Raw genomic sequence first — 22778 nt, forward strand, 5'->3', positions numbered from 1 at the left:
TTTAGTGTAAACCTATTTCAGGATATGACAAACGCTTCTACCACTGTTATTCTATCGTCATAATTCTCTAAATTACCTAATTTGTCCCATTTCAAAGCTATTATACCTTCTTTATAGAATTCCTCCCATTTGGAAGCTTGTTCGCCAGGAGAATATAGCCAATAGTGTTGGATAAGATTGCTTATTTTTTCGTTCATAGTATTTGGTTTGATACAGCAAAGGTAGTAATTTGTATTGAAATAAACAAATTAATGGCTAAATAATGCTTTGAAAAAATGCCAAAAGTCGTTGGACGATAGTCTTACAACTTTTGGCAAAGTATTGAATTGTTATGTATGAAAAATTATAGTTCGCGGAAGGCTTTATGTAATAAACGGCGCTTATCGTTGATAGCTTCTTCCATAGAGATCATTGTTTCGGAACGCGATACGCCTTGTATCTCATCTATCATATAAATAACCTCCTTGGCGTGTTTGGTGTCTTTAGCACGTATTTTACAAAATATATTGTATTTGCCTGAAGTGATATGTGCTACTGTTACAAAAGGTATTTCTTCTAATCGTTCCAACACAAATTGCGCCTGATGATTACGTTCTAAAAATATACCTACATAGGCTATAAATGTATAACCTAAGCGGTCATAATCTACGGTGAGGGTAGAGCCTTTAATGATACCTATTTCTTCCATTTTTCGTACACGTACGTGTACAGTTCCGGCTGAGATATCAAGCTGCTTAGCAATGTCGGTGAAAGGGGTACGGGTGTTATCAATCAGTAAATCTAAGATTTGGTGGTCGATTTCGTCTAACTTATATTTTGCCATAATGGTATTGTTTTTATTATTTGGGTGGCAAAGTAACTATTTTTTTTTGAATATTCCAAATAAAATGGATAAATCTTTAAAAATATTTTATCAATATTTTATATATGCTTCATTTTATTTAAATCTAAGGTACTTTCTATTAAGTCCTTGCTATAGGGTGGGGTAAGAAAATGAGACAATTTATCTTCTTGGTGTCCGAATTTGTGTGACAAATCACCTATTTCGGCTATATAGGGCTGGAAATTGATATGATTGTGTTGCAATACTTCTTGGTATAAAATACCTACATCGTTGCCGCTGTGCGTATCATCACGCAAGAGGATATCATAAAAGAGTTTGTCGTTTTCGGGAATATTGAAATAATCTTTATAATTTACACCTGTAACCTCTCCTAAAGCAATGTATTCTAAAGCTGTACTTATAGCTGTAGCAATACAATTTCGCGTCTGTTCACGATTGTAATCTTTAGGAAAATGCCCTGCTTCAAACAAAATTGTAGGTGTACCAGCTGCAGTATAATAGTCGCCTGTGCAATTGATATTAAAACTATCATCAAAACGAGCTATTTGGTTAGGTGTATACAATTGTAACTTCTGATACATTACAACGATAACTTCCATAGCACGCTTACGAACCTCATTGATAGTACGTTCTTCGTTATAAGAAGGAGCTAAAAATGATACAGTAGCTGGGTGAGGTGCTTTTCCTGCACTAAAAATAGAACGCTGATCGTGTAAATTGAAGCAATAATCAGGATTTACGAGTTCGTAGGCTTTACGCAAACAGAGGCTTTCGGGTTGTGTGAGTTGAAAAGCATCACGATTAAGGTCGGTTTGGTTGTGATTTACACGTGTAAACACATTGGCACCATCGGGGTTGAGCATAGGAATGCAATAAAGAGAGAGTTTGCTAAGTAAGGGGCTATCTTTTAATGAGTTTAGCACATCAAAGAGAGCCTTGGTAGTAGTAGATTCATTGCCGTGCATTTGCGACCATAGGAGTATTTTTTTTGTGCCTTTTCCTATTCTGTAAAGATTGATAGGTGTTTGTAATACAGAATGCCCTAATGGTATTATTTCATCAAAATAATAAGTAGTTAATAGGGGTGCTATCATATCGTAATTGATATAACGCCCGCTTAATGTAGGTTCTTTTATTATTGTCATATTTGTTATTATTTATCCTTCGGTACGAGCCGTACAGGCTTTTTATCCTTCGTCACATACTCGGCTGCGGCAACTCGCCGACTTTCCTTCGCTTATCCTTCGCTTATCCTTCGCTTATCCTTCGCCACATACTCGGCTGCGCCAGCTCGCCGACTTTCCTTCGCTCAAGGTATACAATAGACTGATGGTGCAAAGATAATAAAATATATGATAAACGACAAGGTATAAATGATAATAGTCATTAATATTTTACAAAAATAACGTCTAAATTTATTGAGGTTACAAAAGTAAATTAACACAAATAGGATTTTCGTGTTGTTACAAATGTTTTTGTATGTATTTACTATTTTCATTTGTAACAATACTGAATTTTTATTGGTATAATCAAAATTTATAATGAATTATATACAATTGATTTTCATATGATTGTAATTATAATATTCAATATAAACTTTATTACTTATAAAAATAGTTGTGTTTAGAGTTGTGTATATAAAAAATAATGATTACATTTGTGCTGTATTAACAATTTAATTAGGAGTTACAATGTTAAACACATCTGATTTTACACAACGCCTGCAACAGGTGATGGATTATTACGATATGAATGCTACGGCTTTTGCTGATGCTTTAGAAATTCAGCGTTCGGGGATTTCACATTTGTTATCGGAACGCAATAAACCAAGTTTGGATTTTATACTGAAACTGATTGAAAAATTTCCAGAAGTGGATATGTATTGGATTACGCAAGGCAAGGGTAGTTTTCCTAAAAAGGATGAAAAAACACCCAAAGCAAGAGTACAGCCTGATTTATTCAGTGAAGTGCCTGAAATTGATATTACGCCTGCTGTAGCACCACAAAAAACTGTGAACACAACAGCAACAGCGGCTGATATGGCTGTACTGACAGCTACAACCATTGCTGAAACGACAAAGGCTGCGGAAAGAACTGTAACAGGGAATACCGAACGAAAAATTAGGCGTATTATCTTTTTTTATGAAGATAATCATTTTGAGGTTTTTGACAATGACAAATAATGGTTTGGCTAAAGAATTTGTAGGAGTATGGTTGTTAATTATGGTGAGTTTTGTATCTTTGTACCCTTAAAAAAGATAGCTACATAATGGATATATTTTTACAAGATCTTGCCAAACTTAATGAACCACAGCGTGCTGCAGTGCTTCAGAAGGAGGGTCCTATCATCGTAATAGCTGGGGCTGGCTCGGGAAAAACGCGTGTGCTAACTTATCGTATTGCTAACCTTATGCGTGAGGGGGTAGATGCGTTTCATATTTTGGCACTTACCTTTACCAATAAGGCGGCTAATGAGATGAAAAAACGTATTACGGAACTTGTGGGCAATGAGGGTAAAAATTTGTGGATGGGTACTTTTCATTCGGTTTTTGCTAAATTGTTGCGTGTAGAAGCTGATAAATTAGGCTATCCGCAAAATTTTACGATTTACGATACACAGGATTCGCAACGGCTGGTGAGTGCTATTATCAAAGAAAAGGATTTGGACAAAGATGTGTATAAATACAAGCAAATACACCAACGCATTTCATCTCTAAAAAATAACCTTATAACAGTAAGGGCATACTTTAGCAATCCTGAATTGATAGAGATAGATGCTGTACGCCGACAGCCTCGTTTTGGAGAAATTTATCAGGAGTACGTAGACCGTTGTTTTAAAGCAGGAGCCATGGATTTTGACGATTTATTGCTTCGCACCAACGAGTTGCTAAATGTATACCCTGATGTACTGGCTAAATACCAAAATAGATTTCAGTATATATTGGTAGATGAGTATCAGGATACAAACCACTCTCAGTATCTGATAGTTAAGGCTTTGGCAGACCGCTTTCAGAATATATGCGTAGTGGGAGATGATGCACAAAGTATCTATGCTTTTAGAGGAGCTAATATCAATAATATACTAAATTTCAGGAGTGATTATCCTAATGCCAAAGAATATAAGCTGGAGCAAAATTACCGTTCTACCAAAAACATAGTAGAGGCAGCAAATAGTGTGATTGAACACAATAAGGTGCGCTTAGACAAGGTAGTTTTTACTGAAAATGAGTTGGGAGAACCTATAAAAGTGCATAGAAGTGCTACCGATGCTGATGAAGGGCGCTTTGTGGCAGGGTCTATTTTTGAAAATAAGATGCAACACCAATTGCCTAATGGAGATTTTGCGGTACTGTATCGTACTAACTCACAATCGCGTGCTATAGAAGATGCTTTGCGCAAGCGGGACATTACATATCGCATTTATGGAGGACTTTCGTTCTACCAACGTAAGGAGGTAAAAGATATGCTTGCTTATCTCAGGTTATTGGTAAACCCTAACGATGAAGAAGCTTTGATGCGCGTGATAAACTTTCCTGCACGCGGCATTGGTGATACTACAATCGAAAAACTTACTCTGGCAGCTAACCAATATAAAAAATCGGTATTTGAGGTGATGTATAACCTGAACAACTTACCCGATTTGCACATCAATAAGACTACCAAGCAAAAACTCTCAGATTTTGTATTGATGATTTTGAACTTACAGGTATTGAGCAAGGAACTTGATGCTTATGAAATAGCAGAAAGGGTGGTGAAACGCACTGGCTTACTACAAGAATACAAGAAAGATGCAACCCCTGAAGGAATTGCAAAAATAGAAAATATAGAAGAGTTGCTAAACGGTATGAAGGATTTTGTGAAGGGGCAAGAAGATGTAGCTGATAGCAAGGGTAGCCTAACAGAGTATTTGGAAGATGTATCGCTGGCTACAGATATGGATAAAGACATAGGCGATGATGATCGTGTAGCACTGATGACGATTCACCTATCAAAAGGATTGGAATTTCCTTATGTGTATATAGTGGGTATGGAGGAAGACCTTTTCCCTTCGGCAAAGAGTATACAAACACGAGAAGAACTTGAGGAAGAACGCCGCTTGTTTTACGTAGCACTTACCCGTGCTGAAAAACAGGCATACCTAACTTATGCTGAACAGCGTTATCGTTTTGGTAGTTCGCAAGATACTGAACCGAGTAGATTTATAGAAGAGATAAAAGAAGCACACTTAAAGTATCTTACCCCTATACAATCACAGCTTAACTATCGTTATAAGCCTTTGATAGATAGAGATATATTTGGTGAAGTGGACAAAAGCAAACTGCGATTACAAAAGCCTATTAGCGGTACGCCGCCAGCTAAGAATGCGCCTACGGCAGATGAGTTGCCAAAATTGCGCAAACTGAAGCCTATAAATACAATGCCTGCTGCTAATGATAAAAGTTTGTATAACGAACTGAGAGTGGGAGCGAGGGTGCAACACGAGCGTTTTGGGCAAGGAGTGGTAATAGCCTTAGAAGGCGCGGGGAATGACAAAAAGGCGCAGGTAAACTTTGATACAGGGGGCTTGAAGAATATATTATTGCGTTTTGCAAAGCTGACTTTAATAGATTGATATTCAATAGTTTATATTTTAGAAATTAAAGAACAAGATATAAAAATACGATGTTTTTAGAAGATAACGAAGAGAACTATGCTGTAAGCAAATTTGAACTGATGCTGCGGGAGAATAATACACTTTTTTTTGATGTAGATGAATTTGAAGATATAGTAGAATATTATATAGAGAACGGGCGTACGCATAAGGCAAAACGAGCTTTAGAGCTGGGACTATCACAGCACCCTACAGCAGTTTCGCTTAAATTACTTTATGCAGAACAGTTAGTTTTTGAAGACCAGCTGAATGAGGCTACTCAACTACTAGAGGAGCTCACTCATACAGAGCCTCTGAATGCAGAAGTATATGTACAAAAAGCAAACTTGTATTCAAAACTCAACAAACACCGCCGCGCTATTGAATTATTAGAATATGCCATAACACTCACAGATGATGTACCGAGTATTTTTGCACTTATAGGTATGGAGTACTTGCTCATAGATGAGTATGCCAACGCACGTACTTATTTTAGAAAAAGTGTGGAAAAAGACCCGCAAGACTATACTTCACTACAACAATTGTTGTATTGCTATGAGGTTTTGGACGAAACGCAAGAAGCTATGAGCTTTTTGAATGACTATTTAGACCAAAATCCTTATTGTGAGGTGGCTTGGTACTATCTTGGACGATTGTATTTATCAGAAAATGACAGTAAAAATGCGATTCGTTGTTTTGATTTTGCGATTGTAAGTGATGATACCTTTACAGGTGCTTACTTTGAAAAAGCAAGGGTACTTGAAACGATAGGCGATTATGAAAGAGCTATTGAAAATTATAAAATTACTCTTACCCTAGATGACCCTTCCGCATTGGTATATCTTCATATAGGACGTTGCTATGAGAAGATGCTAAACGATGAAAAAGCTGAGATTTACTACTTTAAAGCCACACACGAAGACCCACAATTAGACAAAGCGTGGATTACCTTAGCCGACTTTTACTATTTGCGGCGAAATCATACTAAAGCACTTAAATATATACAAAAAGTACTTACATTAGAGCCTAATGAGCCTTATTATTGGCGTAGATATGCTGAAATTAATTATTTTCAGTTGCATAATCTTGAAGAAGCTGAATATGGCTACCGAAAGGCAGTACAAAATGGTGATTATTCGTATACAGCTCTTATAGATTGGGTAGATTTGATGTTTTTGACACGACAATATGGAGATGCATTGCCTATTATTATTGATATAGTAGATATTTTTCCGTATGAGTTATGTAATTACTATAGGCTTGCCCTAGCATATCACGGTTTGGGAAAAGAAGAATTAGCCTATAAATATTATCAGCTGGGGGTACAACAAGTACCAGAATGGCAGTCTTTTTTTGAAAGCAAGTTTAATTTTAAGATGTAACAAATATCCTTATTGGGTAATTTGAAGAAAATGATTATTAGTAGATATAGAAAAATCAGAAAATAACTTCATATAATGATATCAACTTTCAATTTTGAGCTTTTAAAAAAGCGTTTAAACCTATTTTTAGAAAAGATAGAAGACCTTGGTGGCGAGGTAGAACCTCTTACAATAGAAAAACCCGCTACAGAGGAGGAAATCAAAGCTGTAGAGGCAAAATTAGGCTATACATTGCCTCCTCATTTCCGTGAAGTGCTTTTGGAAAACACCGCTTATTTGGAGTTTTGGTGGTATATCGATGATTTTACAGAAGAGGACGAAGATTTTTTACTTGATGAATTAGATAATATTTCTTCAGGAGAGTTACTTTTTGGATTAGATTTACTTTTAGATAATGAAAGATCCCGAAAAGGTTGGGTAAAAGATGTTTGCCCTTCCAAAAGTGAGGAGTATAGCCGTGTATGGAACAACAAAATGTGTTTTCAAGAAGTAGGTAACGGCGATTATATCGCTATTGAGTTAGAGCCAGAGAACTATGGTAAGGTTGTGTATCTCAGCCACGATGGTGCAAGCAATCTCGGCACTTATTTAGCTGATAATTTTAAGGAATTCCTGATGAACTACGCCTCTGTAGGCTGTGCTGGAGGTGAGGATTGGCAATGGGAACCCTTTTATACTGCAGGCAAAGGCATAGACCCCACCTGTGAGAATGCCCAAACGTGGTATAAGGTATTGGGAATAAACCCAAAGGAGTTGGAAGGGTAAAACAAAAACAAAAACAAACAATTTATAGCTGAGGCTATGAAGGTATTGGGTTATGTGAACCGCTTTAGTCGTGGCGTATATAGGGTACAGAAAGAATTGGAAGAGAATGGCAATGGGAAAGCTTCTTTTGATTTTTCACTTAATACCGCTTTTAGGGTTGTAGAACCTATTTCTACAACCTATTTTGAAGAAGGTTTTGGGGAAGAAGAATCTGACAATAAATCTACCAATAAAAAGGAGGAATCTACCAATAAATCTACCAATAAAATAGAAGAAACACCCAATAAAACACCTAATAAATCAGGGGAACTACCCAATAAATCGGGAGGGACTACCCAAGAAACTACCCAAGAAAGAATTTTAGTAGCTATTCAAGCAAAACCAAAAATCACACAAAAGGAATTAGCTCAATCTATTGGTCTTACTCTTAATGGTATTAAATATCATATTAAAAATATGACCAAATTGGGGATCATCAAGCACGAAGGTTCTACAAAGTCAGGTAAGTGGATTATAATCAAATAATTAAAAACATTACAATTATGTCCATAGAACAAAAGGACAAAGAACAAATGGAACAACTTATTGTACGAATACGCCAAACCCAAGGTCATTAAACAAGCTGATACATACAATAACCAAATTTGTAGAAAAGAAATTAGTAACTTATTTAAAATCATAGTAAAATCAAGGAAATATTATGGGTATCGTACTCCGACAATCGTTTAAGAATGTAGTGGCTACTTATTTTGGGTTTGCCATAGGGGCTCTGAATACCCTTTTCTTATTTACTTACTTTCTTTCTAAAGCACAATACGGCTTGGTAAGTTATGTTACTTCCACTGCTACTATTCTCTCTCCGTTTATTTCGTTTGGCGTACATAATACTTGGGTGCGTTATTATTCCGCTTATACCGATAGACAGGAACAAGGCAAACTCAACCTGATGCTTTGCCTCTTGCCACTGCTGGTGATTCTCCCTGCTACGCTTTTGGGGAGTATGGCATATGAACAAATCACACAATGGCTTTCGGCAAAGAATGCAGAAGTACGTCCGTATGTGTGGCTTATCTTCCTTACAGCGGTAGCAATGGCTTATTTTGAGATAGCTTATGCGTGGATGCGGGTACAACTCAAAACGGTCTTTGGCAATTTTCTAAAAGAAGTATTTCATAGGGTAGGGGTGATGCTTTTATTAGTAGCCATTTACTTTGATGTTATTGATTTTCATCAGCTAATGTGGGGGATGTTTTGGGTGTATACCTTTCGTATGCTCTTGATGATGGTTACTGCTTTCTGTGTGAGGCGACCCACCTTTGTATGGGGATTGCCACAAGGTAAAAAGGAAGTCTTCTTGTATAGTTTATTTATTATTTTATCAGGGTCGGTAGCTTCGTTGTTGATGGATATTGATAAGTTTATGCTGAACCAATATCTGCCTATTGGTGAGATTGCAGTGTATAATGTGGCTATTTTTACGGCTACTGTGATTGCCATACCTTACCGAAGTATGTACCAGATTGTAAGTCCGCTCACAGCACAATTTATGAATCAGGGTAAGGCAGAGGAGCTATCGGACTTATATAAACGCAGTACAATAAATACTTACTTTGTGAGTATGGTTATTTGTGTACTTATCATTGTGAATTCCCAGCAATGTTATGCCTTATTGCCAGATAAAGATTACAGCACAGGGCTTGGGGTGCTCATCATCATATCTGTAGTAAAACTCTCCGATGCTTTAGTGGGATTTAACAATGCTGTATTACTCAATTCGCCTTACTATCGCACTGTGTTATTTTTGGGCGTTTTTTTGGTCATAGGCACTGTTTTGATGAATATGTGGCTCATTCCCCTTTACGGGATTAATGGGGCGGGAATAGCGACTCTAATTGCTTTTAGTTCGTACAATCTACTCAAGTCGGGATTTGTGTATCGCAAATACAGCTTACAGCCTTTTTATAAGGAAACGTTACAGACTACTCTCTTTGGTATCGTAGCGATAGGAGTTTTTTTCTTTTGGGATTTCCCATTTCACCCTATTGTAAATATCAGCTTAAAATCATTACTAGTAGGAGGGCTGAGTGTTTTTTTTCTTCTTAAATTTAATCTTTCACAAGAACTTGTAAAGCTAATCAGACAATCGTTGATCTTACACTAATCCTACACTGATCTTACACTCATCCTACACTCATTGTTTGGTGGTGGCAAGGAATGGGTGGGGTAGAAATTATTGTTTTTTCCTTTTGGTAATTATTTATTATTTTGTAGTTTTGTGTAATGAAACTAACTATAACAAAATGACTTCAGAAGAAATAAAAGCCATTGTGTATTATATTCAAGGCTTACAAGTCCTTTGGAAAGAAGGTTATAATGCAGAAAAAGTAGGAGATTATACTTTCAATTTTATATGTAGAGACGTCAGGGACTATAATACCACAAATGAGCTGTGGGAGGTTATCAATGAGTTACAGTTTATGGGAGAAGGAGAAGAATGGGAAAAAACCAAAGAAGAAGTAGAGGCTCTCATTCAAGAGAAATTAGGGATTAGAATTTGCGACCCTATCAGCATACTTTCTTACTCAATTAACTTGTTTATAAAGCAACTTACCTGTGATTTCTCAACCAATTCACTAGTTTTATCATTTATTGAACAGACAAAAGAGCTTATTACTTATCAAGAATATACTTTGGCATTGGAAAACTTACTGAAAAGTCTTTTGGAAAAATATATTTCTATTCCAAGAGATACTTTGGCTATTATTGATGTAATAGATGATTCTTATATTAAGAGATTACAGGCTTCATTATGGGGAGTGTAAAACTAAAATTTTTCTAATTATTTTTGATACTTCTTTGTGAAATTATTATCTTTGCAGAAAAACATTTTTTATGAAAGAAAAAAGGAATATCAAACAAAAAATTAATTTATTTATAGGTTCGATTGGAGCCTTTATAGGGGTAGCAGTGTTTGTAGCTTATATTCCTCAAATTATGGCTAACTTAGAGGGACACAAAGCACAACCTTGGCAACCATTGTTTGCAGCAGGGTCTTGTCTTATCTGGGTAGTGTATGGATGGACAAAAGAACCTAAGCCCGATTATATTCTCATTATTCCTAATTTGGTAGGGGTTGTTTTAGGATTCTTAACTTTTATTACGTCACTTTAAATACGTTACTTTTAAACAAAAATTGCTTCCCATTTTTGTAACTAAGCTGTATGAAAAACATAGATTTTTTGATGCTGAATAATCATCAGAAATTCTTTTGTTTGTTTTCTTTGGTAGGTTATTCTTTTTTATTTATCTTTGTCTGTGTTATTTTGAAGAGTAATTATTAACTATTGCTTATTCTACGGGATTGGTGAAACAAAACGATATGCTGAAATTGGGGCTTATCATAGGGATAATAAGTATGATAATAGGATATCTTGTTTTGTTTTTCGTAGGAGAAATACATTTTTTGAATTAGCAAATTAATAGAATGAAAAATATTATTATTACAGGTACCAGCCGAGGCATAGGCTATGAGCTAGTACAACAGTTAGCTGCGGAAGGGCATAATATTTTAGCCCTTTCGCGGCATACTGCTACTATAAAGGCACTTAATCTGCCTAATGTGCATTGTATTCCTTTTGATATTACGTTAGCTTCTGATAGGGAAGCAGTAGGGCATTTTGTGAAAGAGCAATGGGAACAAGTGGATATACTAATTCACAATGCAGGAAGACTCATCAATAAACCTTTTGAGGAGCTTACTGAAGAGGACTTTTGGGAAGTGTACAAGGTGAATGTATTTGGGGTAGCACACCTCACACAACAACTATTGCCTTTTATGGAGAAGGGCGCACACGTGGTGAGCATCAGTAGTATGGGAGGTATACAAGGTAGTTTGAAGTTTGGCGGTTTGGCAGCTTATAGTTCCTCTAAAGGAGCTCTTATTACCTTATCGGAGCTTTTGGCAGAAGAATACAAAGAGCGAGGAATTATATTTAATACCTTAGCCTTAGGAGCAGTACAGACTGAAATGCTTGCAGAAGCTTTTCCAGATTATAAAGCAAATATTAGTCCGCAGCAAATGGCGCATTATATAGCTGATTTTGCTCTCAATGGTAGTAAAGTATTTAATGGAAAGGTATTACAAGTTGCTAATACCACTCCGTAATTATAAAAATAAATTTATGTATATCATTATTTTAACATATCAAAAAGACCTTTCAGAGGTTGAAAAACACTTAGAAGCCCATCGCACTTACTTAGACAAGCATTACGTTTCAGGGCATTTTATTGCATCAGGCGCACAAGTACCTCGCAAGGGTGGGGTGATTTTGTGTAAAGCTAATAGTAGGGGAGAGGTAGAGACTGTCATTGCTCAAGATCCTTTTCACGAGCATAGAATAGCTGCCTATCAGATTATAGAATTTGTTCCTACGAAATATTCTGAGGAGTTTAGCAAAGTACTTTTATAAATATATTATACTGAAATAAAGTATTTTACAATAAAAAATATAAAGTATTTATTTAATAATATATCTGTTTATAGCCTTTATTCTATAGTAAAATAGTTAAATTACGTTGATAGTCAGATATTTATATACTATTTTTAAGAAAACGAAAGCACTATAAATAAAGATTACTAAGTATTTCGTATGGGTTTCGTTATTTATATTATCACTTTAAAATATTTATATAAATGTTTTATAACCAGTATTTTAATAAAATAATAATATATGGGTAAAAATATTACTGCTGCTACTAAGAAAAAACGTAGAGCCAATCGTGCAAAGAAGGTGGGGTTACCTGCTGGAAGTTTGGTATATTTTGGCAATAAAGAAAAAGAAATTCATATAGATATTATCACTTATAACGAGGGGTTCTGTCAGGTGAAAAAAGTGGGTACGGCAGAAGAAGCGATTGCTTGTATAGGTGAAAATCATCTTACTTGGATAAATATCAACGGACTGAACAATATAGCTGAAATTAAAAAGATTGGAGCTTATACCCAACTGAACGACTTACTATTAGAAGATATATTAGACACGGAACATCGCCCAAAAGTAGAGCTTTTGGAAGATAGTTTATTAGTGATTATCAAGATGTTATACTATAGCAAAGAGGAATTAGTATTAGAACATTTAGCCTTATTACTCGGTAGAAATTACTTAATTTCTTTTCAAGAAAGTGAAGGTGATGATGTATTTGAGCCTGTACGCAAACGATTGCAGTTTGCTGATAGTAGTCTGCGAAAAAAGAAGGTAGACTATCTGTTATTCAGTTTGTTAGATAGTATAATAGACAATTATTTAGTAGTGTCGGACAATGTAAGTGATAAAATAGAAGCATTGGAAGACGAGATTATCACCCACCCACGTGAGGAGATGATATCAGAAATACAAGATTTGAAGAAAAAATCTATTGTATTTTTGCAACGGACTATCATTCCAGCAAGAGAGGTAGTAAATCGGATAGAGAAAACGCCTCATCATCTTATTGAGGCTGATACTAAGCATTATTTTAGAGATCTACACGACCATACTGTGCAAATAGTGGATACTCTCAGCACTTATCGCGATATACTTTGGGGGCTTACAGATACCTATATGGGGGCAATGAGTAATAAGATGAACAATATTATGCGTTTGCTAACCTTGATTTCTACTATTTTTATTCCGCTTACCTTTATTGTGGGTGTATATGGTATGAATTTTAAGTATATGCCCGAATTAGAATTATGGTGGGCATACCCTGTGGTATGGGTGGTGATGCTTGCTATCTCGGTAGCAATGATAATTTATTTCAGAAGAAAAAAATGGCTTTGATATATACAGAAAGTTTACTATTTTTGCACCCTGAATGGATTTACAATACAAAGAAATACAAGCATTTATAAAAGAGCATTTGGATATAGATACTACCCAATTGCTACTAAAGAAGCCCATTTTTGCTACAATAAGCAATAGTGTGCTGGCTCAACAAATTGAAGGATATAAGGTAGCCCAAAGGAAGTTTCCTTCATTATTAGCTGAGGGGATACAGTTTCCTAAAAAGCTAAATTTGGAACAGACATCATCGGAGGCTACAGCAACCTACAAAGCTAAATTGTTACAAGGGAAACACTTTTTAGACCTTACGGCAGGATTTGGTATTGATGCTTACTTTCTTTCGCAATCGTTTGAGGAGGTTACCTTGGTAGAACAAGATGCTGAATTACTACAATTGGTAGCCCAGAACTGGAAAGTATTAGGGCGAAAGGCTACTTTTGTAAATAGCGATGCAGAAAGCTTTTTGCAAGCGACCACCGCTCATTACGATGTAATTTACATAGACCCTGCGCGTAGGGATCATCAGCTGCAAAAGAAGTTCTTGTTGGAGGATTTATCGCCTAATATATTGGAATTGCAGGAGTTATTATTGAAGAAATCGGCTAAGGTGATTACAAAGCTCTCTCCTTTGATTGATATACATTATTTACTACATACTCTTAATAATATAACACATATTGAGATTATAGCTTTACGCAATGAGGTAAAAGAGGTTTTGGTGATACAAGAAGCAGCGAGTAGCCTTGAGGAAGTGGAAATACGTTGTGTAAACTTACAAAGTAAAGACCCTATTTTATCATTCAACGCTAAAGAAGTGCAAGGGACACAAGCTACTTATGGTACTCCGGAGCGATATTTATATATTCCTAATAATGCTTTGCTAAAATCGGGGGCATTTAACTATATAGCTACTTATTACGGGCTGAAAAAGTTGGAGGTGAATACGCATCTTTATACTTCGGACAAACTTATTGATAATTTTGCGGGACGAATATTGGAAGTAGCACAAATACATCCTAAGCAAATAAAGAAAAAGAAATATTATAATATTATCACGAAGAATTATCCGCTTTCGGTAGCAGAAATCAAAAAAAAATACCACCTTGAGGAAGGTGGTACTGAATATTTGATATTTACCCGTTCTGTTTCGGGAATGGAGCTACTTTTAGGGCAAATACAAAAATAATACAATTTTAGTAACTATGAAAATCATACATAAATACTTTACAGAATTGAGTGAGGAACAACAACAGCAATTTAGTGAGCTAAAGCCTCTTTATGAGGAATGGAATGCTAAAATAAACGTTATTTCGCGCAAGGATATGGGTGATTTTTATGAAAGACACGTTCTACACAGCTTGGCGATTGCTAAACGGATTACTTTTGCTAAAGGTACTGAAATATTGGATGTGGGTACAGGAGGAGGTTTCCCAGGTATTCCTTTGGCTGTATATTTTCCTGAATGTAGTTTTACTTTGGTAGATTCGATAGGAAAAAAGATAAAAGTAGTGCAAGAAGTAGTGAATGCCTTGGGACTAAAAAATGTAATTGCAAGGCAAATAAGAGCTGAGGAGCTGAAAGGTAATTACGATTTTGTAGTAAGTAGGGCAGTTACACAGATGAAGGATTTTGTACCTTGGGTGAGAGGCAAGTTTAAAAAACAATCACATAATGAATTGGCTAATGGGATACTTTACCTAAAAGGAGGAGATTTGACGGAAGAATTGGCATCTTTTGAGCGAGCAGTAGTAACAGATATTAGTAAATATTTTGAGGAGTCTTTTTTTGAAACGAAGAAAATAGTCTATTTATCAAACAGTTAGTAATTAGTAATTGGCAAAAAGTATATTTTTTGGAATATTTTTTATTTATTATTTTGTTAGTACAAGAAAAAGTATTAATTTTGCCACCGATTTGGAGTAACCTCTGACGAGAGTCGTGTATGTTGCCCATTGATAACATAATTATTTATTTTTTTATGGAACCATTATTAAAATACGTACAGGACAACTTTATTGAGAAGAAAGAATTTCCTGAGTTTTCGGCAGGTGATACTATCACCGTGTATTACGAAATTAAAGAGGGGGACAAAAAGCGTACTCAGTTTTTCAAGGGTGTTGTAATACAACGCAAAGGACACGGAGTGACTGCTACTTTTACAATTCGTAAAATGTCGGGGACAGTAGGAGTAGAGCGTATATTCCCTGTGAATATGCCAGCACTTCAAAAAATTGAAGTAAATAAGAAAGGTAAAGTAAGACGTGCGCGTATTTACTATTTTAGAGGACTTACAGGTAAGAAAGCTCGTATCAAAGAAGTTCGCTAATTCAGTTAAACAATTTCATAAAAGCAAAGAGTTGAGTTATCTTATCTCTTTGCTTTTTTAATTATCATTTACTAAATTGTACGCAATCATCGACATAGAAACTACAGGTGGAAAATACGATGAAGAGGGTATTACAGAAATTGCTATCTACCGTTTTGATGGGCACGAGGTAACAGACCAATTCATTTCGCTTATTAACCCTGAACGACCTATACAGGATTTTGTTGTTAAACTTACAGGTATTAATAACCGTATGTTGCGCAACGCACCTAAATTCTACGAAGTAGCCAAAAGAATTGTTGAAATTACTGAGGGCTGTATTATAGTTGCTCATAATGCAAGTTTTGACTACAGAATACTGCAAACAGAATTCAGACGCTTGGGGTATAACTTTGTAAAGACAACTTTATGTACGGTGGAGTTAGCAAAGCAATTACTACCAGAACGTGAAACTTATAGTTTGGGTAAATTGGTACATTCGTTAGGTATTCCTATGAGTGAGCGGCATAGAGCTTCGGGAGATGCCTTGGCTACGCTCCATTTGTTTAAATATTTACTTGAAAAAGATACTCAAAAGAATATTATTATTACTTCAGTAAAAAATGATACTCGTATAGAGACAGCCTCTCGCCATTTGAAAATACTTGATGAACTTCCTGAAAAATTAGGCGTTTTCTATATGCATAATGAAGAGGGGAAAATTATCTTTGTAGGAAAACACAAGAATATAAAACAACACGTAAATAAGATATTTACTACAAACGCAAAACAAGAACGTTATTTGCAAAGGCATACTCATAGGGTTACTTATGAAGAAACAGGAAATATGCTTATTGCTAACTTGAAATATTCGGAATTTATTTACTTACACCAGCCTAAGTGTAATAGTAGACCTTTAAAAGATAACGAAATAGGAGAACCAGCCACTTATCGCTGGCAGCAGCAGAGCATAGCACTTATTGGAAAGGGTAGGCGTGTGGGTGAAAAGAGTGTAGTTTTGATTATAGATGGAGATATTAAGGGGTATGGCTTTGTAAGTTTGAACTTTCAATTTACAAAATTGATGTTTTTAGAGAACTTGATTACTCCTATATGTAATACAGCTGCTAATAGACGTATTATATCGGACTATTGGTTGTTGCATCCTTACTTAAAAGTATTAAACTTGAATGAACAAAAACCTTTTAACAATGAATAAGTATATTTTTATTACCTTGCTTTGTAGTACCCTTGCGATAAGTTGCCAGCAGCATCAACAATCTGTAGAAATGGCTAATGATACTGCCAAAACTATCGCCAAACTTACTGACTCTATAACATCACTTACAACACAACGTGATGAAGCTTTGAGTTTTAGTCTTGAAAGTAATGAATTATCGCAGTTGTTTTTTGAAGAACTGAAAATTAACAATCCTGCACAAATAGTTACTAATGCCTTAATGGAAAGTAACCTACAAGAAAAAAATCCTTATATAAAAGCAGAGACAAACGAAAAGTTTTTGATTAATAAAATTAGGATACTAAATGAGAAATGGGTAATTTGTGAATTTACAGACGGGAAGGTTTGGGGCGACTTGCTTCTGCAATACCATATAGATGGCAACCAAAATCCTGTATTTATCCCTTTAGATGAAGTCATCCACCCTAAATAAATCGGAGGCTATACCATCTGAAAGAAACTTTCCTTTGCGAGTAACTTTCAGGTGGTTTTTTGTTATTTGTAATAGTCCCTCATCTAAGTATTTATGTGCTTGTTGTAATAGATACTTTTGATAATCAGTGCCAAAACGTATCGCTACTTCTTCTATATCAATCCCTACCATTGTCCTGATACGTGTAATTATCAACTCATTATACTGATTATTTACTGTAAGTACTTCTTCTTCATTAGGTAATACTCCTCGCTCTATTTCTTTGATATATTTAATATTATGCGCTATATTCCAGCTACGAATATTACCATTAAAACTATGTGCTGAAGGTCCTATTCCCATATAAGGTTTTCCAAACCAATAAGCTGTATTGTTCTTACTAAAATATCCTTCCTTACCAAAATTAGAAAACTCATATTGCACAAACCCCTCTCGTTCTAATCTATCAATAAGTAGCTGGAAATGGGTATGTGATAATTGGTCATCTATAGGAGGGATTTTACCAACACTAATAAACCTATGCAAAGCTGTTTTTTCTTCAACCGTTAAAGCATAAGCTGAAATATGAGGTATTCCAAAACTAAGTGCTTTCTCTATATTTTTTTGCCATCGCCTATTATCCATAGTAGGGATACCGTAAATCAAGTCGATAGTCATATTATCAAAATATGAAGAAGCAAGAGGCAACAATTGCTCTACTTGTAATGCTGTATGTATACGATTCATCAGTTGTAAATCTTCTTCAAAAAAAGACTGTACCCCTATACTCAATCTATTGATTCCTAAAGATTGTAATTGTGCTAAAAATATTTCAGGTTCTCTATCTTTAAAAAAATCATCAGGATTAGCTTCAATAGTAATTTCGGCAGTAGCACTCACATTATAATAACGATGAATTGTATTGAAGAGCTGTTGTAATTCATCAAACGAAAGCACTGTAGGAGTTCCACCTCCTAAGTAAATAGTTTGTAGTGTGCTACCCTTAGCCTCATTCTGGCGTAAAAAAAGCTCACTACATATTGCATTTATCATCTCACCTTTACGCCGTAACGTAGTTGAAAAATGAAAATCACAATAGTGGCAAGCTCGCCTACAAAAAGGAATATGAATATATAAACTATACAAAATATTAAGCCAATCGCTCCTGATTTTGAGTGATAAAAGCCTCCCAACCACTATAATGTTGTTGTTTTTGAGCTCTACCACCATTAAAATAATGACATACAGCCACTGCTAATCCATCAGTAGCATCAAAATGCTTGGGCAACTCTTTAATATCTAATAACTGTTGTAGCATCTTAGCTACTTGTTCTTTAGAAGCACTTCCATTACCTGTAATAGCCATTTTCACTTTCTTAGGTTCATACTCAGTAATAGGTATTTCACGTGAAAGTGCTGCAGCCATAGCAACTCCTTGTGCGCGCCCCAATTTAAGCATAGATTGTACATTTTTCCCAAAAAAAGGAGCTTCAATAGCCAACTCATCGGGTTTATAGGTTTCTATAAGCTCAATTGTGCGGTTAAATATAACCCCCAATTTCAGATAATGATTACTATATTTGCTTAATTGTAATTCATTTAGCTGTAATAGTTTCATCTGGTCTTTTTCTATACCTATCAGTCCAAAACCCATAATAGTAGTACCAGGATCTACTCCTAAAATAATACGCTCCACGAAGTGCTTTATTTTACGTTTATTTCTATAGGAAGCTCAAACTGTGTACTCACATTCTGTCCATTTTTCTTTGCAGGTTCTATACTATCATTATCTGATAATTCAGAAAGATTAGCACGCAAAGCATCTTCAAAACTTTCACTTTCAGTAGCCAATAACTCTTTTGTTTTATCATCAGCTTTCATATCCAAGAGTACTATTTTTCCCGTATTATCTACTTTAATATTTAAAAAAATACGATCTGTAACGGGTTCTGTAACCTCATAGTGCCCTTTTTTAAGACGCTCCTGAAACTGAGCAGCAAATGTCTTCTCAAAACATTCTCTCTGTCCTACTTTGGTAGTAGCAGTATCACACACCCCTTTAAATATAGGATACGAATCCACCTCTTCTTTCACTACCTCTAAAAACTTTATATTTGCAAGCGAATCTAATTGTTGTTGCAATTTAGCTTCTTTTTGCTCCGCTGTAAGCTCATTCGTGTTTTTTTTGCAGGCTACAAGTGCCAATGCTAACCCTAAAAAACAAAAATAAATTTTCATCATTATTGTTACTATTATGTTTTACGGCTCAAAAGTACTACAAAAAAATGATTTACAAAAATATAATTATCTTTTTTTTGTATTTCATTTTTATAATAACAATAAGCCTAAATTACTAATTATATCCTAAAGTAATGATTATTAATACTTAACGACTATTAATTTAATCCTCTACTTTTTTTTATAGCAAACCTTCTTGTATTAAATTATGTAGATGTATCACCCCTTCATAACGCCCATTATGAGTTACAAGCAGCTGCGTAATTTTATTTTTTTCCATCAAACTAAGTGCATCTATAGCCAAACAATCCCTATCAATAGTTTTAGGGTTTAAGCTCATAATATCTTTCGCAGTAAGTCCCCTGATATCATCTGTCTTGCTCAGCATTCGCCTAATATCTCCATCAGTTACAATTCCTACTATATTTCCATTGTCAATCACAGCTGTTGCCCCAAGCATCTTAGCTGATATTTCTACTATCACCTGTTTCACTTCGGTTTGGACACTCACTTCGGGCTTTTGATTATTACCTACAATATCCGAAACCTTCAAATAAAGTCGTTTACCAAGTGCCCCTCCTGGGTGGTATTTAGCAAAATCCTCACTCCCAAAGTGCTTCATTTCCAATAAACAAACTGCCAAAGCATCTCCTAAAACCAGCTGTGCTGTAGTACTTGTTGTAGGTGCTAAATTATTAGGGCAAGCCTCCTTTTCCACATAGGCATAAAGCACACTATCCGCAGCTTGTGCTAAAACCGAATTTTTATTGGAAGTAATTGCTATCAATTTATTATTACCGCGTTTTAACAAAGGTACCAATACCTTTATTTCGGGCGTATTTCCACTTTTTGAAATACAAATCACTACATCATCAGCCTGAATAATTCCTAAATCACCGTGAATAGCATCTGCAGCGTGCATAAAAATTGCAGGTGTACCTGTAGAGTTCATCGTAGCTACAATTTTATTGGCTATGATAGCACTCTTTCCTATACCTGTAATCACTACACGCCCCTTGCTATTAATAATGTAAGTAACTGCTGTTACAAACTCATCATCTATATATCCAGCAAGTTGAGCCACCGTTTCGGCTTCTTTAGTTATCGTTTGCCGTGCTGTGTTAATAATCTCTTCTCTGTTCATTATCTATATGATTATAGCCCTATAAAATAACTATAATCCTTTTTTATAAATACTCCTTACAATACCATCTGCTAAACCTATACGAGGCACGTGCACAATCTTTGCTCCCGACCATTTCATCGCATTGATGAAAACCGTAAGTGCATATAAAATTACATCGGCACGATCGGGATTAAAGCCAAGCAATTTAATTCGCTCATCATAGGTAAAGCCCGATACATAGTTGTAATAATCAGTTAAATATTCATACGTAAGAGGTGCATTTTCTAATACATTCGCATTCTTATGGATTTTATTGATGTTACCTCCAGAACCAATCGCTTCTATATGAGGACAATCTTTCGTATGTTTTTCAATCCATTGTTTTACCTCTTCCCACATTTCATCACTCACTTTATTATCAAGCAAGCGTACCGTACCTATTGGGAAAGAACGCGATTTTTTCTGTTTTCCATTAGAAAATACCGTAAATTCAGTACTACCTCCTCCTACATCTATATACAAATAATTTTTATCTGTCCCAATAAGTGTAGAAATATCAGTAGAAGCAATAATATTAGCTTCCTCACTACCATCAATAATTTCAATAGCCACTCCTGTACGTTTCAGCACTTCTGCAGCTACCTCATTACCATTAAGCGACTCTCGCATAGCCGAAGTAGCACAAGCCCGATAAGCCTCCACCTGATATACTTTCATTAGCAAACTAAAAGCTTGCATTGCCTCCGCCAGCCGATTTGTATTTTCTTCTGAAATACGCCCATTTAAGAACACATCAGCTCCCAAGCGTATAGGCACACGTACCAAACTTGCTTTTGTAAACTTAGCAGGTTCTCCTTCTGTCTCCAATACATTCGATATTAGTAACCGAACCCCGTTAGAGCCTATGTCAATAGCACCTAATTTTTTGATTTCCATAATAGTTTATTTTTCTTTATCCAATTCCAAAGTACGAATTTTCAGAGGATTCTTCGTCAATTCTACATACTCTTCTCGGTTTCTAAAAATATCTATAGCCATAAAAATAGCGTGTCTAAACGATTCAGGGTCTGCAATACCTTTACCAGCAATTTCGTAAGCCGTACCGTGATCGGGTGAGGTGCGTACCTTGTTAAGTCCTGCTGTATAATTAACCCCACTACCAAAAGCAAGTGTTTTGAAAGCTATCAGCCCCTGATCGTGATAAGGAGCCAGCACCGCATCGTAATTGCGATAAGCTTGTGAACCGAAGAAACTATCGGCAGCAAAAGGACCAAATACCAATATATTTTCATCAAAATACAGTTTTTTAAGTGCAGGTCGCAATACATCTTCATCTTCTTTGCCTATAACTCCTTTATCACCACAATGTGGGTTGATACCCAATACTGCTATTTTAGGACGTTGCAAGCGAAAATCTTTTATAAGCGACTCATTCATCAAGCGTGCCTTTTGCATCACAAGCTCTTCTGTAATAGTAGTTGCCACTTCTTTTAGCGGAATATGGTCGGTCATTAAGCCAACTTTTAAGTCTTCACTCACCATAAACATCAGGCTATTACCTTCCAGCTGCTGTGCTAAATAATCTGTATGACCAGGAAAATGAAATTCGTCCGATTGTATATTGTTTTTGTTAATAGGTGCTGTTACCAATACATCTATCTCATTGTTTTTGAGAGCCTCAACAGCTTTTTGCAGTGATAAGAAAGCATATCTTCCTCCTTCTTCAGTTTCTTGTCCAAAGGTAACGGTAGGTGTTTCTTTCCAACAGTTTAGCACATTTAGCTTCCCGTCAATAGCTGCACTTAATGTATCTATACCCTGAAAATTAGTGGTTATATTGAAGTGTTTTCTTTGGAAAGAAACCAATTTGTTTGAGGCAAATATAATAGGTGTACAAAGTTCTAATATCTGATGTTCCTCAAAGGTTTTCAAGATAATCTCAAGCCCCACACCATTGATGTCTCCCACCGAGATACCCACTTTTATCATTTTTTCTTTCATAAAATAGATTACT

General features: G+C 35.6%; 25 protein-coding genes. 16 read left to right on the forward strand and 9 right to left on the reverse strand.

Features of this window, described 5'->3' with window-relative positions; genetic code table 11:
• Positions 1-17 precede the first annotated feature (17 nt).
• From HMPREF9075_RS00020 to HMPREF9075_RS00030, 3 genes are all read right to left on the reverse strand, one after another.
• On the reverse strand, positions 18-197 hold the full coding sequence (locus HMPREF9075_RS00020; RefSeq protein ID WP_009414523.1) for a hypothetical protein: 180 nt from the start codon (positions 195-197) through the stop codon (positions 18-20).
• Positions 198-343: 146 nt separating this feature from the next.
• Positions 344-823: an Lrp/AsnC family transcriptional regulator gene (locus HMPREF9075_RS00025; protein ID WP_009414524.1), complete on the reverse strand. Its 480-nt coding sequence runs from the start codon at positions 821-823 to the stop codon at positions 344-346.
• Between the two features lie 98 nt (positions 824-921).
• A complete protein-coding gene (locus HMPREF9075_RS00030) occupies positions 922-1989 on the reverse strand; it encodes a M14 family zinc carboxypeptidase (RefSeq protein WP_009414525.1) in 1068 nt (355 codons plus the stop codon).
• A gap of 546 nt (positions 1990-2535) precedes the next feature.
• Between HMPREF9075_RS00030 and HMPREF9075_RS00035 the strand changes: the two genes are divergently transcribed.
• From HMPREF9075_RS00035 to HMPREF9075_RS00110, 16 genes are all read left to right on the forward strand, one after another.
• The gene (locus HMPREF9075_RS00035; protein WP_009414526.1) at positions 2536-3027 is read left to right on the forward strand and encodes a helix-turn-helix transcriptional regulator; all 492 of its coding nucleotides are present in this window, start codon (positions 2536-2538) and stop codon (positions 3025-3027) included.
• 86 nt (positions 3028-3113) lie between these two features.
• Entirely contained in the window at positions 3114-5456 is a 2343-nt protein-coding gene (locus tag HMPREF9075_RS00040; protein WP_009414527.1) for an ATP-dependent helicase, read from the forward strand.
• Positions 5457-5506: 50 nt separating this feature from the next.
• Positions 5507-6856 (forward strand): lipopolysaccharide assembly protein LapB, encoded by a 1350-nt coding sequence (locus HMPREF9075_RS00045; protein WP_009414528.1) that lies wholly within the window; start codon positions 5507-5509, stop codon positions 6854-6856.
• A 75-nt stretch (positions 6857-6931) separates the two neighbouring features.
• A complete protein-coding gene (locus HMPREF9075_RS00050; RefSeq protein WP_009414529.1) occupies positions 6932-7621 on the forward strand; it encodes an SMI1/KNR4 family protein in 690 nt (229 codons plus the stop codon).
• Between the two features lie 36 nt (positions 7622-7657).
• Entirely contained in the window at positions 7658-8146 is a 489-nt protein-coding gene (locus HMPREF9075_RS00055; protein ID WP_009414530.1) for a winged helix-turn-helix domain-containing protein, read from the forward strand.
• Between the two features lie 175 nt (positions 8147-8321).
• A complete protein-coding gene (locus HMPREF9075_RS00060; RefSeq protein ID WP_009414531.1) occupies positions 8322-9782 on the forward strand; it encodes a lipopolysaccharide biosynthesis protein in 1461 nt (486 codons plus the stop codon).
• A gap of 139 nt (positions 9783-9921) precedes the next feature.
• Complete coding sequence (locus HMPREF9075_RS00065) at positions 9922-10443, forward strand: hypothetical protein (protein WP_009414532.1); 522 nt, start codon at positions 9922-9924, stop codon at positions 10441-10443.
• Positions 10444-10513: 70 nt separating this feature from the next.
• Positions 10514-10792: a SemiSWEET family transporter gene (locus HMPREF9075_RS00070; protein ID WP_009414533.1), complete on the forward strand. Its 279-nt coding sequence runs from the start codon at positions 10514-10516 to the stop codon at positions 10790-10792.
• Positions 10793-11105: 313 nt separating this feature from the next.
• Positions 11106-11786 (forward strand): SDR family oxidoreductase, encoded by a 681-nt coding sequence (locus tag HMPREF9075_RS00075; protein WP_009414535.1) that lies wholly within the window; start codon positions 11106-11108, stop codon positions 11784-11786.
• A 16-nt stretch (positions 11787-11802) separates the two neighbouring features.
• Positions 11803-12090: a YciI family protein gene (locus HMPREF9075_RS00080; protein ID WP_009414536.1), complete on the forward strand. Its 288-nt coding sequence runs from the start codon at positions 11803-11805 to the stop codon at positions 12088-12090.
• A gap of 261 nt (positions 12091-12351) precedes the next feature.
• Positions 12352-13440, forward strand: coding sequence for a magnesium/cobalt transporter CorA (gene corA, locus HMPREF9075_RS00085; RefSeq protein ID WP_009414537.1), 1089 nt, complete (start codon positions 12352-12354; stop codon positions 13438-13440).
• A 34-nt stretch (positions 13441-13474) separates the two neighbouring features.
• Positions 13475-14629 (forward strand): class I SAM-dependent methyltransferase, encoded by a 1155-nt coding sequence (locus HMPREF9075_RS00090; RefSeq protein WP_009414538.1) that lies wholly within the window; start codon positions 13475-13477, stop codon positions 14627-14629.
• A 16-nt stretch (positions 14630-14645) separates the two neighbouring features.
• A complete protein-coding gene (gene rsmG, locus HMPREF9075_RS00095) occupies positions 14646-15266 on the forward strand; it encodes a 16S rRNA (guanine(527)-N(7))-methyltransferase RsmG (protein WP_009414539.1) in 621 nt (206 codons plus the stop codon).
• Between the two features lie 155 nt (positions 15267-15421).
• Positions 15422-15769 (forward strand): 50S ribosomal protein L19, encoded by a 348-nt coding sequence (rplS, locus tag HMPREF9075_RS00100; protein WP_034556431.1) that lies wholly within the window; start codon positions 15422-15424, stop codon positions 15767-15769.
• A gap of 76 nt (positions 15770-15845) precedes the next feature.
• The gene (locus HMPREF9075_RS00105) at positions 15846-16967 is read left to right on the forward strand and encodes an exonuclease domain-containing protein (RefSeq protein WP_009414541.1); all 1122 of its coding nucleotides are present in this window, start codon (positions 15846-15848) and stop codon (positions 16965-16967) included.
• On the forward strand, positions 16960-17421 hold the full coding sequence (locus tag HMPREF9075_RS00110) for a hypothetical protein (protein WP_034556434.1): 462 nt from the start codon (positions 16960-16962) through the stop codon (positions 17419-17421). The genes HMPREF9075_RS00105 and HMPREF9075_RS00110 overlap by 8 nt, the downstream gene beginning before the upstream one ends.
• Here HMPREF9075_RS00110 and hemW read toward each other — a convergent pair.
• The 6 genes from hemW to pdxA all read right to left on the reverse strand — a co-directional run bounded on the left by hemW (position 17395) and on the right by pdxA (position 22765).
• Positions 17395-18546 (reverse strand): radical SAM family heme chaperone HemW, encoded by a 1152-nt coding sequence (hemW, locus tag HMPREF9075_RS00115; RefSeq protein WP_232305023.1) that lies wholly within the window; start codon positions 18544-18546, stop codon positions 17395-17397. The genes HMPREF9075_RS00110 and hemW overlap by 27 nt on opposite strands.
• A gap of 4 nt (positions 18547-18550) precedes the next feature.
• Positions 18551-19096 carry a crossover junction endodeoxyribonuclease RuvC gene (gene ruvC / locus HMPREF9075_RS00120; protein WP_009414544.1) on the reverse strand — a complete coding sequence of 182 codons (546 nt, stop codon included), beginning with the start codon at positions 19094-19096 and terminating at the stop codon, positions 18551-18553.
• An 8-nt stretch (positions 19097-19104) separates the two neighbouring features.
• Entirely contained in the window at positions 19105-19638 is a 534-nt protein-coding gene (locus HMPREF9075_RS00125; protein ID WP_034556437.1) for a hypothetical protein, read from the reverse strand.
• Positions 19639-19819: 181 nt separating this feature from the next.
• Positions 19820-20782 (reverse strand): SIS domain-containing protein, encoded by a 963-nt coding sequence (locus tag HMPREF9075_RS00130; protein WP_009414546.1) that lies wholly within the window; start codon positions 20780-20782, stop codon positions 19820-19822.
• Between the two features lie 30 nt (positions 20783-20812).
• Positions 20813-21700 (reverse strand): Ppx/GppA phosphatase family protein, encoded by an 888-nt coding sequence (locus tag HMPREF9075_RS00135; protein ID WP_009414547.1) that lies wholly within the window; start codon positions 21698-21700, stop codon positions 20813-20815.
• 6 nt (positions 21701-21706) lie between these two features.
• A complete protein-coding gene (pdxA, locus tag HMPREF9075_RS00140; RefSeq protein WP_009414548.1) occupies positions 21707-22765 on the reverse strand; it encodes a 4-hydroxythreonine-4-phosphate dehydrogenase PdxA in 1059 nt (352 codons plus the stop codon).
• Between the last annotated feature and the right edge of the window lie 13 nt (positions 22766-22778).

Origin of the sequence: Capnocytophaga sp. oral taxon 332 str. F0381 (assembly GCF_000318275.2) — a bacterium.
Lineage (GTDB): Bacteria > Bacteroidota > Bacteroidia > Flavobacteriales > Flavobacteriaceae > Capnocytophaga > Capnocytophaga bilenii.